Annotated in this window: 13 protein-coding genes, 1 tRNA gene and 1 pseudogene; 7 read left to right on the forward strand and 8 right to left on the reverse strand. The window is 66.6% G+C overall.

Annotated features, from left to right (window positions below; genetic code table 11):
- Nucleotides 1-70: 70 nt before the first annotated feature.
- The 6 genes from AIF0345_RS07305 to aceE all read right to left on the reverse strand — a co-directional run bounded on the left by AIF0345_RS07305 (nt 71) and on the right by aceE (nt 9707).
- Complete coding sequence (locus AIF0345_RS07305) at nt 71-1222, reverse strand: acyl-CoA dehydrogenase family protein (RefSeq protein WP_043559142.1); 1152 nt, start codon at nt 1220-1222, stop codon at nt 71-73.
- An 84-nt stretch (nt 1223-1306) separates the two neighbouring features.
- Entirely contained in the window at nt 1307-2737 is a 1431-nt protein-coding gene (locus AIF0345_RS07310) for an MFS transporter (RefSeq protein ID WP_285297775.1), read from the reverse strand.
- A 109-nt stretch (nt 2738-2846) separates the two neighbouring features.
- Nucleotides 2847-4055 (reverse strand): MFS transporter, encoded by a 1209-nt coding sequence (locus AIF0345_RS07315; RefSeq protein ID WP_043559139.1) that lies wholly within the window; start codon nt 4053-4055, stop codon nt 2847-2849.
- A gap of 66 nt (nt 4056-4121) precedes the next feature.
- Nucleotides 4122-5345 carry a CaiB/BaiF CoA transferase family protein gene (locus AIF0345_RS07320; RefSeq protein ID WP_285297776.1) on the reverse strand — a complete coding sequence of 408 codons (1224 nt, stop codon included), beginning with the start codon at nt 5343-5345 and terminating at the stop codon, nt 4122-4124.
- Nucleotides 5346-5438: 93 nt separating this feature from the next.
- A complete protein-coding gene (locus AIF0345_RS07325) occupies nt 5439-6620 on the reverse strand; it encodes an acyl-CoA dehydrogenase family protein (protein ID WP_043559134.1) in 1182 nt (393 codons plus the stop codon).
- A gap of 333 nt (nt 6621-6953) precedes the next feature.
- Nucleotides 6954-9707, reverse strand: a complete 2754-nt coding sequence (gene aceE / locus AIF0345_RS07330) for a pyruvate dehydrogenase (acetyl-transferring), homodimeric type (RefSeq protein WP_285297777.1) — start codon at nt 9705-9707, stop codon at nt 6954-6956.
- 375 nt (nt 9708-10082) lie between these two features.
- Here aceE and AIF0345_RS07335 point away from each other — a divergent pair, with 375 nt between their 5' ends.
- From AIF0345_RS07335 to AIF0345_RS07360, 6 genes are all read left to right on the forward strand, one after another.
- Nucleotides 10083-10487, forward strand: coding sequence for a DUF3052 family protein (locus AIF0345_RS07335; RefSeq protein ID WP_043559128.1), 405 nt, complete (start codon nt 10083-10085; stop codon nt 10485-10487).
- 137 nt (nt 10488-10624) lie between these two features.
- A tRNA-Val gene (locus tag AIF0345_RS07340) sits at nt 10625-10697 on the forward strand.
- A gap of 280 nt (nt 10698-10977) precedes the next feature.
- Nucleotides 10978-11880 carry an ABC transporter ATP-binding protein gene (locus AIF0345_RS07345; RefSeq protein WP_285297778.1) on the forward strand — a complete coding sequence of 301 codons (903 nt, stop codon included), beginning with the start codon at nt 10978-10980 and terminating at the stop codon, nt 11878-11880.
- Nucleotides 11852-12691 carry an ABC transporter permease subunit gene (locus tag AIF0345_RS07350; RefSeq protein WP_285297779.1) on the forward strand — a complete coding sequence of 280 codons (840 nt, stop codon included), beginning with the start codon at nt 11852-11854 and terminating at the stop codon, nt 12689-12691. Before AIF0345_RS07345 ends, AIF0345_RS07350 begins: the two co-directional genes overlap by 29 nt.
- Nucleotides 12692-12823: 132 nt before the next feature.
- Complete coding sequence (locus tag AIF0345_RS07355; RefSeq protein ID WP_052374543.1) at nt 12824-13561, forward strand: 4'-phosphopantetheinyl transferase family protein; 738 nt, start codon at nt 12824-12826, stop codon at nt 13559-13561.
- Nucleotides 13554-14885, forward strand: coding sequence for an acyltransferase domain-containing protein (locus AIF0345_RS07360; protein ID WP_285297780.1), 1332 nt, complete (start codon nt 13554-13556; stop codon nt 14883-14885). The genes AIF0345_RS07355 and AIF0345_RS07360 overlap by 8 nt, the downstream gene beginning before the upstream one ends.
- On the opposite strand, the gene AIF0345_RS07365 is transcribed toward AIF0345_RS07360, so the two are convergent.
- Together AIF0345_RS07365 and AIF0345_RS07370 are read right to left on the reverse strand one after the other, a co-directional pair.
- Complete coding sequence (locus AIF0345_RS07365) at nt 14882-15109, reverse strand: hypothetical protein (protein ID WP_285297781.1); 228 nt, start codon at nt 15107-15109, stop codon at nt 14882-14884. The genes AIF0345_RS07360 and AIF0345_RS07365 overlap by 4 nt on opposite strands.
- Nucleotides 15110-15605: 496 nt before the next feature.
- Nucleotides 15606-15746 carry a hypothetical protein gene (locus AIF0345_RS07370; protein ID WP_285297782.1) on the reverse strand — a complete coding sequence of 47 codons (141 nt, stop codon included), beginning with the start codon at nt 15744-15746 and terminating at the stop codon, nt 15606-15608.
- Nucleotides 15747-15793: 47 nt separating this feature from the next.
- Between AIF0345_RS07370 and AIF0345_RS07375 the strand changes: the two are divergent.
- A pseudogene (locus AIF0345_RS07375) lies at nt 15794-16360 on the forward strand (acyltransferase domain-containing protein); the annotation flags it as partial.
- Nucleotides 16361-16380 lie beyond the last annotated feature (20 nt).

Genomic DNA, 16380 nt, shown 5'->3' on the forward strand with positions numbered 1-16380 from the left:
CCCTCACGCGTCGTCGGCTCAGAGCCTTCAGAGCCTTCAGAGCCTTCAGAGCCTTGAGTCCTCAAGGCACTCAGAGCCTGGCCGAGTACTCCTTCTTGAGCCGCCGCGCGATGACGATCGACTGGATCTGGTTGGTGCCCTCCATGATCTGGAACACCTTGGCATCGCGCATGATCTTCTCGACGGGGTACTCCTTGGTGTAGCCGTTGCCGCCCATGACCTGGACGGCGTCGGAGACGACGTCCTGGAGCATGTCGGTGACGAATTGCTTGGTGATCGCCCCGTCCTTCTGGACGTCCTGCTCCTCGTCGACCAGCTTCATCGTGTGCTGGACCAGGCAGCGGCACGCCACGACCTTCGCGGACATGCGCGCGAGCATGTCCTGGACCATCTGGAACTCGAAGATGGGGCGGCCGAACTGCTCGCGCTGGAGCGCGTAGAGGGCGGCCTCGTCGAGCGCGCGCTGCATCATGCCGACTGCGATGGTGGCCATGAAGGGGCGGGAGATGTCCAGCCCTGACATGGCGATGCGGAAGCCGTTGCCCTCCTCGCCCACGAGGTGGTCGGCGGGCACGCGCACGTCGTTGAGGGTCAGGTCGCAGGTGTTGGAGGTGCGCAGGCCCATCTTGTCCTCGTGCCGGCCGTGCGAGAGCCCCTCGCGGTCCGCCTCGACGAGGAAGGTCGAGATCCCGTGGGCGCCGGCGTCGGGATCGGTCTTGGCCGAGATGAGGTAGATGTCGGCGATGCCGCCGTTGGTGATCCAGCACTTCTGCCCGTTGAGGACGTAGTCGTCGCCGTCGCGGACGGCGGTCGTGCGGATCGACGCCGCGTCGGAGCCCGCCCCCGGCTCGGTGATGGCGAAGCAGCCCAGGCCGCCGTCGGCGATGGTGTCGGCGAACAGACGGGCCTGCTCGGGGGTGCCCGCGATCAGGACGTTGCGGAAGGCGACGAAGGTGGACACGAGCGTGATCGCGTAGCCCGCATCGACCTTCCCGAGCTCCTCGAAGAGCATGGCGCCGGTCTCGTAGTCCAGGCCCGACCCGCCGTACTCCTCGGGCAGCTCGAGCAGGTGGAGCCCGAGCTCGAAGGCGGAGGCGAAGTCGGACCGCTCGCACTGGCTGTCGCGGTCGCGCTGGGCCACGTGGGGCGCGACCTCGCTCCACACGAACTCCTTGACCGAGTCGAGGAGGAGCTGCTGCTCGTCTGTCAGCTGTGTGCTCATGAATCAGGACCTTTCTTGCTAGGTGTCTCGTTGAGTGGTGGGCGGGGCGCTCTCGGGGCCCCGCCCGCGGGGCAGGGGCCCGGGTCATCTCGACGGCGGTCTCCTGGAGTAGGCGGCCGCGGCCGTGATGGCCGCCGAGCGCATGGCGGCGTACTCCTCGGGCGGCAGCGGGACCGCGCCGGGGACGCCCAGGTCGTCGGCCCGCAGGCGGTGCGTCTCGGGGGAGGCCCACGCCGCGACGGCGACCGCGCAGGTCACCGCGAGGGTGATGGCCCCCACGACGATCACAATGGTCGACCCCCGTGTGCCGGGAGGGCACAGGCCGGCGAAGACCATGGCCATGAGGGAGGAGGCGGCCGTGCCGATGTTCTGCCCGATGGCCATTCCGGTGACTCTGGTGGACGCCGGAAGCAGCTCGGGGAAGTAGGAGGGGAACACCGCGTTGTACCCCTGGTACAGGACGCCCCACATGGCCAGGCCGATGAGGATCGTCAGCCACAGGTTCGCGTGGGTGACCGCCCACAGGTAGCCGAAGGACAGGACGCCCGAGCTCAGCGCGCCGCCGATGATCATCGGGCGCCGGCCGATCCGGTCCGACAGCGTCGCCGCGACGGGGATGACGGCCACGGCGGCCAGGTTGCCCAGGACGGGGATCCACAGGAACACCTCGGGCGGCCACTCGATCCCATAGGCCTTCTGGGTGGCGAGCGACGCGCCGAACACCGTCGCCGTGACGGGGATGATGTTGGTCAGGGACATGACGAAGATCCTGAGCACCGTTGCAGGCGTCTCCCGGAAGACCTTGCGGATCGGGGGGACCGCCTCCTTCTGGGGCGGCTTGGACTCGACCGTGGCGAGCCGGATGCGGAACCCCACGATGGTCACCAGCGCCGACAGCAGGAACGGGATTCTCCAGCCCCAGGAGAAGAACGAGTCGTGGGGCAGGAGGGCGGCCAGGGGAATGAAGATCATGGCCGCCACGATCTGGCCCAGCTGGGCCCCCTGCAGGGTGACGGCGGCCCGTCTGCCGCGCAGCCCGATGGGCGTCTGCTCCATGATCATGGTGGAGGACCCGGAGATCTCACCGGCGACGGCGAATCCCTGGACCAGCCGGCACGTGACGAGGATGACCGGGGCCATGACGCCGATCTGGCGGTACCCGGGCAGGACCCCCAGGGCGACGGTGGAGACCCCCATGAGGGCCATGGTGAGGATCAGGGTGTGGCGGCGCCCGACCCGGTCCGCCAGGGCCCCCAGGACGAAGGCGCCCACGGGTCGGGCGAGGTACCCCACGCCGAAGGTGCCCAGGGAGGCGATAATGGCCAGGGCCGGGTCGTCGGAGGGGAAGAAGACCGAGGGGAAGACCAGCGCCGAGGCCTGGGTGTAGATGAAGAAGTCGTAGAACTCCAGCATCGAGCCGATGCCCCCGGACCGGGTGGCTCTCCGGCCGATCTCGTGCGCCTGGCGCCCATCGCCCTCGACCGGGGGCGCTCCGGGCTCAGCGGACTGCTCCATGGCGGTTCCGTCCTTCTCGCTGGGTGGTTCGGACTCGCCGCCGGCCCCGGCGGATCTCGGAGGGAACCGAGAGCCGTCGGTGGCTCGGGGCCGGGGCGTCCGACGCCGGCTACGCCGCCGGCCCCTCGGCCAGGCGGCGCTTCTCGCCGCGGTCCACGACGACGGCGACCGCGACGCCGACGGCCGTGACGGCGGCATTGAGCAGCACGACGTTGCCCGGGGCGTTCGCGACCCAGCCCTTGGCCAGCTGCTGGAAGCCGAAGGCGCCGACGGCGGAGGCGATCATGACCAGGGAGGTCATCAGGCCGCGCGACTGCGGGAACAACGAGTTCGCCAAGGAGGTGACGAGCTGGAGTACGCCGCCTGCGGCGGTCCACCCGATGAGGAAGCCGGCGACCGGGACGATCCACACGGTGCGGACGAAGTAGACGGCGAGCAGTGTGATGGCGGAGACCAGCGGGTAGAACACGATGATCTGGGTGACCCGGACCTTTGTCAGCAGCGCGGTGGACACCAGGATCGCCACCATGGCGCCGGCCGCGTACCAGCTCTGGGTGATGGCGGGCTCCGTCATCCCGTAGGCCTTGCCCAGCTCCTGGTTCGTGTTGCCCCACAGGGTGAAGGTGGTGATCGTGGTGGCGCCCAGGATCATCATCATGACCATGGTCGCGCTGATGCGGGCTCCGCCCGAGGCGCCGCTGTCCGCGGACTCGGCGGCCTTGGACGCGTTCGGCGGGAAGGGGGCGATCGCCAGGCCGACGATGACCAGGGCGAGGAGCACGGTGGCGCCGATGTAGATGAGCCGGAACCCGCCGTCGTGCTCCGATCCCCCCGTCCAGCCGATGAGGAGGGGCAGAAGGAACTGGGCGACCAGGATCGCGAACTTGAGGAAGAGGTTCGCAGTGTGCGCCTTGGCCGGGAAGATCTCCGAGAGCGCGGGGTAGACCGCGGGGTCGAGGAAGCCGTTGCCCATGCCGGCGACGACGCACATGACCAGGCCCAGGGTCGGGCTGCCGACGAGGATGATCCCCAGGAACGAGACGGCCAGGAGCACGGCCCCGATAATGGCGCCCAGGCGGCGGGAGACGCGGTCGGCGACGGGGCCGGCCAGGGGGTAGGCGACGAGGCGCCCGACCATCATCCAGGCGATGGCGGAGAAGACGCCCTCGATGGTGGTGGACCACTGGATGGCCAGCGCAGGCTTGAACTGGGCCTGGGCGAAGAGGGAGAAACCGAGGACGAAGTAGGACAGGTAGAGGAGCGCGGCGGTGAACCAGTACTTGCGGTTCGACGTACCCGCCACCTGGGTCTCTGGCATGACAAGCCTTCTGTGATCGGACGGGGCGCGCCGGGCGCGCCCCGCGGTGGTGGATGATCGGGGCCCTCAGCTGCGAGGGCTGGTGGCGATGACGGCGCCGGAGGCGAGGTGGGCGGCGATCTGCTCGGGGGAGTAGCCCAGCTCGGCCAGGACCTCCTCGGTGTCCGATCCCTGGGCGCGGGTCAGACGCAGCTCGGGATCGCCCTGCGACTGGAAGCGCACCGGGTTGGTCGGAATCATTCGCTGCGCCCCGGACGGGCACGTGACGGTGCGCAGCACGTCGTTGGCCCAGGTCTGCTCGTCCTCGTAGATGTCGGTCGGCAGCTGGCAGGCCTCGATCGGCACGTCGTTGGCGAGGAGGAGGTCGAGCCAGTACTGGCGGTCCCGGGTGGCGAAGGCCTCGTCGAGGATGTCGACGACCTCCCCATTGAGCTTGTTCGCGTTGATGACGTCGCAGATGTTGTACCGCGTGTTTCCGGCGAGGTCCTCGCGGCCCAGAAGGGTCATGACCTTGTCGAAGTCCCGGTCGTACTCCGGCGCGCACAGGGTCATAATGAGCCCGTCGCGTGCGACGTAGGTGTTGTTGAACGGGTTGATGACTTCGCGGCGGTCCTTCGGGTACTCGCTGCCGTACTGCGCCGAGATCATGGCCGTGTTGAGCATGAAGACGCCGGAGTGGAAGAGGGACGTCGTCACGTAGTCGCCGCGTCCGGTCCTCTCCCGGCCCATGAGCGCGGCGAGGATGCCGGCCGCCAGGACGAAGGAGATCTGGAAGTCGCCGTAGCCGTTCGGCGGGATCATCGGGCGGCTGCCGCGGTTGACGGTGGTGCCGAGCACCCCGCCCCTCGACATGCAGGCCGTCATGTCGAAGCCGGCGGCGTCCTTCAGCGGCCCCTTGGCGCCGAAGCCGAGGACCTGCGCCATCACGAGCTTGGGGAAGCGCTCGTGAAGGGTGTCGAAGTCGTAGCCGAGCTTGATCAGGGACTTGACCCGGGTCGAGGTCAGGAAGACGTCGGCGTCGGCGAGCAGCCGGTCCATGACCTCGCGGCCGGGCTCCTGCCGCAGGTCCAGGGTGACGAACCGCTTGTTCATGTTCGACATGTCGAAGCCGAGGTTCTCGTCGTCGGTGTACGGCGTGCCGAACACCGCGCCCTGGGTGCGTCCGGGGTCCCCTTTCGGGGCCTCGACCTTGATGACATCGGCGCCCCACTCGCCGAGGATTCGTGCGACGGTGGGGGCTGCCAGGAACGCCGTCATATCGACGACCTTGATTCCGCTAAGGGGGTTCATCTCTTCCTCGAGTGCGCTGGATGTGTGGTTGAGGGACGGGGCCCGGGGGACGACGCCCTTGTCGTCCCCCGGGCGTGGAGCTCCGCGGGTGGGTCAGGAGCTCCAGAGGTCGCCGCCGGTGGTGATCAGGCCGCGGGCGGCGGTGGTGCGCTGGACGGTGGGCGGGCCCTCCTCCAGCCACATGGCCCTGCAGTCGCGGTACAGGCGCTCTGCGGGGCCGTACTCGCACTCCTCGAAGTAGCCGATGCCGCCGAGGATCTCGAGCATGTTGTCCGAGACGATCTTGACGGTGTCGATCGATGCGAGCTTGCACAGCGAGGCCTGGGTCATCGGGTCCTCACCGGCGTCGTAGCGGCGGGCGGCGTCGTGGATGGCCGAGCGCAGCAGGTAGATCCACTTGCCGGACTCCGCGATCATCGACTGGATCGCCTGACGCCTGACCAGCGGCTTGCCGAAGGTGATGCGCTCCTTGGCGCGGGCGATCGACATCTCGAGCATCCGCTGGGCCATGCCCAGGTTCGAGTCGGCGATGTGGAGGCGGGACAGGCCCAGGGAGTACATCGCGACGTGCAGGCCCTCGCCGACCTCGCCGAGGCGGTACCTGTCGGGAACGCGGCAGTCGGTGAAGCGCAGGCCCGCGTGGCCGGCGCCGCGGCATCCCATCATGTGGGGCATGTCGACGATCTCGTACCCGGGGGTGTCCGTCGGGACGAAGAACGCGGTCAGGCGCTTGTCCTTGTCCGCATCCGGATCGGTCAGCGTGATGAGGTAGGTGCCGTCGGAGCAGTCCGTGTGGGAGATCAGGGTCTTCTCGCCGTTGATCACCCACTCCTCGCCGTCGCGAACCGCCGAGGTCTTGATGTCGGCGCCGGAGCCGGCCTCCTTCTCGGTCAGGGCGAAGTTCACGAAGAGTGTCTTGTCCTGGAAGCGGGGCATCGCCCACTCCTTGAGCTCCGGCTGGGCGAAGTCGTCCATAATGCGCCAGTTCAGGCCGGCGGCGTGGTGGAGGTGCATCCGCATGCCGCCCGGGCCGCGCGAGAACTCCTCCTGCACCTTCATGATCTCGAGGGTCGACAGTCCCCAGCCTCCGTACCGCTCGGGCATGTAGAAGCGGTAGAGGTTGTGCTCCTTGGCGAGCTCGTAGAACTCGTCGGGGAACTTGTTGGTCACCTCGATCTCGGTCTGCAGCTCGTCGAAGGGGCCCTGCGCGAGCTCACGGATCTCCATGAGGTACTGCTGGAACTCCTCTTCGTTCTTCGGCTTCTCTGTGATCATCTACCTTCTCCTTTGACGGTGGTGGTCCGCACAGTGGTGGTGCTCGGATGGCGATGTCCGGCAAGCCATGAACTAACCAGGTAGTACAAAGATATGAGAGTGTGACGCCGAGTCGAGGGACTCAAGTCCCGCACGCCGATCTTCTCACCGGAGAGGCGGCGCCGTCGTCGAGCCCGAGCCGGGAACCGGGGGCGCACGAGGCGGCGGGGACCGGAGCTGAGACCCTGCACTATCCGAGATGGCCGCCGGGGGCGCACGAGGCGGGCGGGGACCGAAGGGACGAGCCTCCGGTCCCCGCCCGCTGAAGGTGCTCAGGGGCGCATGATCAGTCGATCAGGACTCCCCGCCCTGAGCGCCGGAGCGTCCGGCGCTCACATTGCTCAGGTCGTAGCGGTCCACGGCGTGCTGCAGCACCGCGCGGTTGAGCCTGCCGTCGTCGGCGAGGGCCTGGAGAGCCTTGACGACGACGGAGTCCGCGTCGATGAGGTAGTGGCGGCGGGCCGCGGCGCGCGTGTCGGAGAAGCCGAAGCCGTCGGCGCCGAGCACGTGGTAGCTGCCGGGGACCCAGGGCCTGATGAGGTCGGGTACCGCGTGGTCGTAGTCGCTGGTGGCGACGAAGGGCCCCTGCGCGCCGGCGAGCTTGCCGGCCAGGTAGGGGACGCGCTGGGGGGCCGAGGGGTGGAGGAAGTTCTCCTCGTCGACGGCGAGCGCCTCGCGGCGCAGCTCGCCCCAGGAGGTCACCGACCACACCGAGGCGCGCACTCCCCAGTCCCGCACCAGGATGCGGCGCGCCTCCAGGACCCAGGGCACGCCGACGCCGGAGGCCAGCAGCTGGACCTCGGGCCCGTCGCTCTCGGGAGCGTCGGCGATCTTGTGGATGCCCCTGATAATGCCCTCGACATCGACGTCGGCCGGCTCGGCCGGCTGGACCATGGGCTCGTTGTACACGGTGAGGTAGTACATGACGTTGCGGTCGCGGCCCGAGTCCGGCCCGTACCAGCGCTCCAGGGCGTCGCGCACGATGTGGCGGATCTCATAGGCGTAGGCCGGGTCGTAGGAGGCGAAGGCCTCATTGGTCCAGGAGATGAGCGGGGAGTGGCCGTCCATGTGCTGGGTGCCCTCGCCGGTCAGCGTCGTGCGCCCGGCGGTGGCGCCGACGACGAAGCCGCGCGCGAGCTGGTCGCCGGCCGCCCAGAACTGGTCGCCGGTGCGCTGGAAACCGAACATCGAGTAGAAGATGTAGACCGGGATCATGGGCTGGCCGTGGGTGGCGTAGCTCGTGCCCGCGACCTGGAACAGTGCGGCTGAGCCGGCCTCGTTGATGCCGGTGTGCATGATCTGCCCGGAGTCGGACTCGCGGTAGGACAGCATCATGCTCGCGTCCACCGGCGTATAGCTCTGGCCCTGGGTGTTGAAGATCTTCTTGGTGGGGAAGAGGGATTCCAGGCCGAAGGTGCGCGACTCGTCGGGGATGATCGGCACGATGCGGCGCCCGATGCCCTTGTCCTTGATGAGCTCCTTGAGCAGGCGCACGAAGGCCATGGTGGAGGCGACCTCCTGCTTGCCGGACCCGCCCTTGAGGAGGTTGTAGGCCCTGTCCCCGGGCAGCTCGAGCCGGCCGCCGTCGTCGCGCCGCTCGGGCAGGAAGCCGCCGAGCTGCTTGCGGCGCTCGAGCATGTAGAGCAGCGCCGGGTCTTCGGGCTCGGGCCGGTAGTAGGGCGGCATGTAGGGGTCCGCCTCGAGCTGGGTGTCGGTGACCGGGATGTGGAGGCGGTCCCGTAGGCCCTTGAGGTCGTCGACCTTGAGCTTCTTCATCTGGTGGGTGGCGTTGCGGCCCGCGAAGTGGGAGCCCAGCAGGTAGCCCTTGACCGTGTGGGCGAGGACGACGGTGGGCTGGCCCCTGTGCTCGGTGGCCGCCTTGTAGGCGGCGTACATCTTGCGGTAGTCGTTGCCGCCGCGCTGGAGCGCCCAGATCTCCTCGTCGGTCCAGTCCTTGACCAGCTCGGCGGTGCGCGGGTCACGGCCGAAGAAGTGCTCGCGCACGTAGGCCCCGTCGTTGGCCTTGAAGGTCTGGTAGTCGCCGTCGAGCGTCTCCATCATGAGGTGCTCCAGGGCGCGGTCCTTGTCGGCGGCCAGCAGCTGGTCCCAGCCGCGGCCCCAGATCACCTTGATGACGTTCCACCCGGCGCCCTTGAAGAAGGCCTCGAGCTCCTGGATGATCTTGCCGTTGCCGCGCACGGGCCCGTCGAGGCGCTGCAGGTTGCAGTTGATGACGAAGGTGAGGTTGTCCAGCTGCTGGGAGGCGGCCAGCTGGAGCATGCCGCGGGACTCCGGCTCGTCCATCTCGCCGTCGCCCAGGAACGCCCAGGTGCGCTGGGCGGAGGTGTCCTTGATGCCGGCGCCGGAGAGGTACCTGTCGAACCAGGCCTGGTAGATGGCCTCGGCCGGGCCCAGCCCCATGGAGACGGTGGGGTACTCCCAGAAGTCGTCCATGCGGCGCGGGTGCGGGTAGGAGGGCAGGCCGCGGCCGCCGGCGGGGCGGGAGTACTCCTGGCGGAAGCCGTCCAGGTCGGCCTCGCTCAGGCGCCCCTCGAGGAAGGCGCGGGCGTAGTTGCCGGGGGAGGCGTGGCCCTGGAAGAAGACGTGGTCGCCGCCGCCGGGGTGGTCCTTGCCGCGGAAGAAGTGGTTGAAGCCCACCTCGTAGAGGGTGGCGGTGGAGGCGTAGGAGGAGATGTGCCCGCCCACGCCGACGCCGGGGCGCTGGGCGCGGGTGACCATGACGGCGGCGTTCCAGCGCAGCCAGCGGCGGTAGGTGCGCTCAGCGTCCTCGTCGCCGGGGAAGTAGGGCTCGTCCTCGACCGCGATGGTGTTGACGTAGGGGGTGGTGGTCTGGGCCGGGAGGCTGACGTTCTTCTTGCGGGCCTCGGCCAGCATCGACAGCAGGATGTAGCGGGCGCGTGGGCCGCCCTTGTCCTGGATGAGGGCCTCGAGGGACTCGAGCCACTCCCTGGTCTCCTCGGGGTCGTTGTCGGCGACCTTGGTCAGGAGGCCGTCGATCAGCGGCGTGGCGTCACTGGTGGGGCTCACGGAATCTTCTTTCCTCGCGTCTGTGCGGTCGGTGGCGGGCCGACGGAGGTGGCTCCGGACGGCTCTTGGACGCCTGGTGGTCGATCGAGCCGGTGGGCACGCGCCGGGTCCGCCTGAGTTCGTACGATCCTAAACCTAGGGCCTTTGAGCGGCCGCAACCGTTCCTCGGAGGGAAGAAAGTCCCAGGTCACGTGTGATGTGCAGCATGTTGGCACCGGCGAAGGGCGTGGCGCCGCCCCATTGCGCAGGCATTCGGCAGAGTTGCGTATGCGTGTTCGCTTGCGCGTCCCCGCCCTTGTACGGTGGGGTAGTACCCACGGCCTCGACGGCGGGGCCGGCAAAGGGGCGCAACGCCCAGGAAGGGAGCAGACCATAGTGACGAGCACAGCAGGTGGGGCCTTCGGCTTCGCCTCGGGCCTCATCGTCCAGGAGTTCGGGTACGACGACGATGTTGACGAAGCTCTCCGGCGGGCTGCGGAGGCCGAGACTGGAACCGGGCTCGTGGGCGAGGACTACGAGGATGTAGCCGACTCCGCGCTCATCTGGTGGCGCCACGACGACGGCGACGTGGATGACCTGACTGACCTGCTCGTGGATGCGCAGGCCAATCTCGACGGCGATGGCCTGTTGTGGCTGCTGACGCCCAAGGCGCGCACCACGGGTGCGGTTCCCGCCTCCGAGATCGAGGAGGCGGCCGGGACCGCCGGCATGCACGCGACGTCAGCGGCCTCGATGGGGGAGCACTGGAGCGGCATCCGCATCTCCAGCCGCCGGCGCTGACCGGGGCGTTGGCAGCCGCCCCGCGTGCGGGACGCGCCGCCGAGTGCGAGCACGTCCTGCCGCGCACGCGATGCCGGCTGCCCTGAAGCGGAGAACCGCACCTGATAACGTCGCCCACACGGCCCTCCATGGGCTGCGGACCTGTAGCTCAGTTGGTAGAGCAGCGCGTTTACACCGCGGAGGTCGTCGGTTCGAGTCCGGCCGGGTCCACTAGTCCGTCGAAGCTTGGCGGGACCAGCCATTGACACCCCAGTGGAGGCGTTGTTACTGTCGAGATGCGCTCCTGAACCGGGCAACAATCCTTGGATTGATGCCCTCGTCTATCCCTACAAGTTGAGAGCACATCCGTCGGTCTTGCCATCGTCCGCTCGTCTTGCACACTCGCGGCGTGGTGCCCCGTCGGATGGGTCAAGGTATACGCATGACTATGTGTCAGACCGCCACAATCCGTCGCACGGCCACGTCCCCCATTCGGTGTGGGGGGTGACTCATGTCGCCGGTCATTGAGACGCATTCACTAACCAAGAGTTACGGAAAATCCCGTGGTATCGAAGACGTCAATCTCGCCGTCGAGAAGGGCGAGGTCTTTGGCTTCATCGGCCCAAATGGCGCGGGAAAGAGCACGACGATCCGAACACTTCTCGGCTTCCTGAAGCCCACGAGTGGGAGCGCGAAGGTCTTGGGCTACGACGTGGTCGAGGAGTCCCGCGAGATCCACAAGAGAATCGGCTATCTCCCCGCAGACGTCAGCCTCTACGATGACATGACGGCGGGTGAGTTGCTTGATTTGTCCGCGAAGTTTCACGATGTCGATAGGTCTGACAAGATCAAGGAACTCAGTTCACGGCTGGATCTCAGCCTGTCGAAGAAGTTCCGTTCGCTGTCGACGGGAAACAAGAAGAAGGTCGGGATCATCCAGACCATTCTTCACGATCCCGACTTGCTCATCTTCGACGAACCCACCAGCGGCCTGGATCCTTTGGTGCAGAACACCTTCTACGAGATTCTTCGCAACGAACAGGACGCTGGCAAGACCGTCTTCTTCTCGTCCCACGTCCTCAGCGAGGTGCAGCGACTCTGCAACAGGGTCGCGATCATCAGGGAGGGCAAGCTTGTCGCGGTCGAGGAGTTGTCCGAGCCCGGTGCGGCCCAGTACAAGTCGGTTCGAGTCCGGTTCCGCGACCCTGACGTGACGCCGGAGTTCGCGGGGGCCAATTCCATGGAGAAGACGGAACTTGGGTACAAGTTCATGATCCAGGGCGATGTCAATCGGCTGCTCGGCTGGCTCGCCGGGTATGAGGTCGAGGAACTGACAATCGAAGACCCGCCTCTCGAGGAAGTCTTCTTGAACTTCTATTCGGGCGATGACAAGACTCAAGAGAAGGGGGCCTGACGTGAATGGGGTCCTTTTTCGCACGGATGTTCGTCGTCACCGCACCTTGTTCATCGTCTGGGTGTTAATCTTGCCACTCATGAGTATCTTCCGCATGGCGGGATACCCTGAGTTCTACGAAAAGTACGGTTTTGCCAAGGAGGCTCTGCAAGAGTTTTCGCCGGCGGAAGTGGCAATGTTCGGCCTTGCCGACGTCGACATGACCACCATCACCGGGTACTATGGGGCTCGTGTCTTCTCGGTCCTAGTACTCTTGGGCGCGGTTTACTTGATCATGCTGGGCGCAACGATCTTGTCCAAGGAAGAAGACGACAACACGATCGAGTACCTGTTGGTGCAGCCGCTGAGTCGTACCGCGATCGTGGTGACGAAGATCGCAGTGGTCATTTTCTATGCTGTCGCCCTCAACATCGTTCTGTTTCTCGCGTCCTGGGCGATGTGTGCCGCTTTCCAGCAGGACGGGTATTCCCTGCAGGCGCTTGCCCAGTTGGCTCTCGGGTCGTTTCTCGTGCACTTGATGTTTGCTGCGATCGGATTCCTTCTGTCGGTCTTCGTAGTGCGTTCCCGGGTCATTTACCCGCTCGCTATCGGAATTTCTCTCGGCGCTTATTTCCTTCAGTTGCTTGCGAACTCCAGCGATTCGGCCCAGTGGTTGTCGTGGTTCTCGTTCTTCTCCTACGTCCGAGTCGGCGAAGCGACCAAGGGGAGCGCCGCGATGGATCTTGCCCATCTACTGGTATCATTGTTCGTGATCGTCGGATGTTTTGCCGCCGCAGTATTCGTGTATCGGCGCAAGGACATCTCGGCCTAACTGGCGAAAGAGCCCCGGGCATCATCCGCCGGCGGGGCAGTGGAGCGCACCGACAGCGCTGCGGTCAACCGCTGCGCGTTATCTGCGCGACTTTCTTGGGACCTGTACACGGACCGGAGGTGAGGCACGACTGTGTTCGAGAGCACGAGGCGGTTGCGTTTGTCGCGCTCGGACCGTCAGTCGGAAGCGGTCATCAGCTGCGTTCCCGTCGGCGACTGGTCGTCTTTCGTGGAGTCGTTGCACCCCCACGAGTGGGAGCAGCTGGGGCGCGCGAGGTCCGACAAGAGGCGGTCGGACTTCGTGGCTGGGCACCATGCAGCGAAATTGGCGATCTGCGCGCAGCTCGCGACGTGGCTTCGTCCTTCCTCGATCCTCATCGAGCCTGGTGTGTTCGGACAGCCGATCGTCCGCTGCCCTGAGTCGGCGAGGGTCGGGGTCAGCATCGCTCACAGCGGCGGATGCGCCGTGGCGGTCGCCTTCGACGTCGGGCATCCCATGGGAATCGACATCGAGCTGATCGATCGGAAGCGGGAGGCCGCCCTGCGATCCCAAGTGGTCGACAGCGAGGTCAGTTTGTGTCTCGCACACCGGGTGCCGACGCTCGAGATGAGTACCTATCTGTGGTGCGCCAAGGAGGCGGTGGGTAAGGCGATGCTCACGGGACTGACCGTGCCGTCCTCGCTGCTCGAGGTGTCGTCCGTGGTCGCAGATCATGATGGGTACCGCATCCGGTTCCGGAATCTCATCCAGTACGGGGCCAGGGCGGTTCGAATCGGAAACTACGCGGTGGCTCTGGGGCATCCGCGCGACACGGAGCTCGAAGGATTCGGCTCAACGAAGGCACTCGTCGCGGGGGTGGCCCATGCGTGACTGGGCATTCATCTTTCCCGGGCAGGGTTCCCAGTTCCCCGGCATGGGGCACGACCTCTGGCTGCGGTTTCCCGAGTTCAGAAGGGACATGCAGCAGATCGACACCGTGGTGCGGGATCACCGCGGCGACGGGTTCTTGGACGCGCTGTATGGTGATGAGTGGGCCAACGCCGTGACGGACCTTCGCGTGAGCCATCCGGCGATCTTCTCGCTCCAGTACTCCGTATCGCAGCTCCTGATCCGACGCGGGGTGCAGCCGACCTGCTTGGTGGGGGCCAGCCTGGGAGAGGTGGCAGCGGCCACGTTCGCTGGCGGGTTCGGGGCCGAGATGGCGGTCAGAATGATCTGTGAACAATCCGATCGAATTGTCGAGCAGTGTTCTCCGGGCGGAATGGTGGCCGTGTTTGCCCGTCCGGAGGTATGGCACGATGGCATCGCCACCCGACACGAGTGCGACCTCGTGTCGGTGAACGGGCCGGAGCACTTCGTCGTGACGGGAGGGCTGGACAACCTCGAGTCGTTGCAGGCCGAACTGGATGCCGCCGCCGTCAACTACGTCGCGCTGCCGGTGAGGTATCCGTTCCACTCAAGGCGGCTTGACTCCCTGAAGCCTCCAGCCCGCACGGAAGCGGGTGCGGGAGCATCACTGCGAGTGCCCTTCTATTCGTGTGCCGCTGGTGGACGAGTGGACTCGCTCGAGCCCGGCCACTGGTGGCGCGTCTTCCGAGAACCGATCAGGGCAGCGACCGCCCTACGGGCAATGGCCCAGTCGGGGCGTTATCGCTGTGTCGAGATCGGACCGGGAACCTCGATGTCCGCGATCCTGCGCCAGCACTCCATTCCCGCCGAGTCCAGTTACGCCCTGGTGACGCCATTCATGAACAGCAGCCACATGGTCGAGAAGTTGTCCACGTTGTCCGACCAAGACCCCACGGGGAGGGGCCGATGCGCCTCAACCACCCCCCAATCCGTCGACACCACTACGGAGGAGCTCCGTCTCATGTCACCACAACCGTCCGGGAGACCCGATGGCAACGAGTTGCTCGCCTACGTCTTCCCAGGTCAGGGTTCACAGTCCATCGGTATGGGCCATGAGCTCTTTGATCAGCACTCGGAAGAGCTCGCCCAGGCCGATCGGATCCTCGGCTGGTCGGTGAAGGAGTTGTGCCTCGCCGGTCCGAAGGATCGCCTGGACAACACGGAGTTCACGCAGCCAGCCCTCTACGTCGTCAATGCGTTGAGCTATCTCAGCAAGACAGCGAACGGTGCGCCTCTTCCCGACTTCGTCGCGGGACACAGCTTGGGTGAGTATGGCTGGAGTTAAACAAGACCGGTGTGTGGTGGTGTGACTGGGATGTGCTCGAAGTCGTAGTCGAAGGTGCGGTTGGTGATGTAGGCGGTGAAGGCCGCGAAGGTGTTCTCCATCTTCCTGGTCGTCAGGCCCGGTGCCCCGAGGAACGACCTGCTCGCCTTCGCCCGGTCCGCGGACAGCCTTGTCCTCTTCCCCCTGGGAAGCCATATGCGCCTTGTCGCGGCCTCGTGCTCCACGCGGACCTCGTCGACGGCACCAGGCTTCCCAGCCGTCCTGGAGCAGATCGTTGACCTGGCCTCGGACCTCGGCCATCCGCCTGGCGGCGCCCCTCTCTTGTCGCGGCGCCCCCTGGACGGGTCGGGGAGCCTGAGGCTCATGCCCGACAAGGCGCATGAGCAGCAGGTCAGGAGGAGTCCGACCCCTACCGGGCACCGAACCTGATCGGACGCGACGTCCTCAAGAAGCCGTGGGCGCCCCAGAAGCCGGCCCCGGCGCCCGCCCCCGAGAGCGGCTTCGATGGCGGCTCACCAGGAACCTCCTCCACCTCGTCCCTTCTGCGCCCGCTTGAGCTTTGCCGCGCTCTCGCCCACGGCACGCCCGACCACCACGAGGGCTCAGCCCGCCCCTGCCGCCACCGCGACAGCCACTCGCGCACCGCCTCGGCCCACCCGACCACCTCCGCGACAGTATCCAGGCCGACGCCGCGGGCAGCGCGCACAACCGCCTCCGCTCTCAATTCTCACAAGCCTGCAGGGTGCCCGAACGCTTCTTCCACCCGATGAGGACGTCCCGCTCCTCGTCCATCATGTCGATCTGCACGAGGCAGTCCTGCGCCAGATGCTCCGCAGACGCCAGCCAGGAATCCCACAGCAACCGCCCCAGAATACCATCTTGTTTAATCCCAGCCATACAACGCGCTCCATGCGGCAGGGATTGTCGACTTCGCCACGGGGCTGTCCCTCGTGAAGATCCGAGGTCAGTTGATGGCTCGGACCCGGGGTGGAGGAATGGCCGTGATCCTGGGACTTGGCGAAGACGCTGTGGCCGCAGTCCTCGCCAAGGGCGGCCAGGAGGCCGTCGACATCGCCAACCTCAACTCGCCCGAGCAAGTCGTCATCTCCGGAATGCGTGAAGATGTGCTGGGTTGCGAGCAGCTCTTCACGGCGGCGGGGGCACGCTTCGTGCCGCTCAACGTCAGCGGTGCGTTCCACTCCCGCTACATGCGCGATGCGCGGGAGCAGTTCGAGCAACAGCTGAAGGGTATTTCCTTTGGGAGGCCTTGTTGCCCAGTCATCTCAAACGTCACCGCTCGCCCCTATGACGCGGACACGGCGCGCCTTCTTGCCGAGCAGATCACCTCTCCCGTGCAGTGGGTTGATACGGTGCGCTACCTGTTGCGCGCCGGAGCGACCCTTGAGCAAGTCGGTCCCGGCAACGTGCTGACCGGCCTGACACGCGCGATCGTGCGCAGCGACGCGAAGGCTTAGAACGAGAAGACGACCCGCGC

Origin of the sequence: Actinomyces israelii (assembly GCF_030253495.1) — a bacterium.
GTDB classification, from domain to species: Bacteria; Actinomycetota; Actinomycetes; order Actinomycetales; family Actinomycetaceae; genus Actinomyces; species Actinomyces israelii.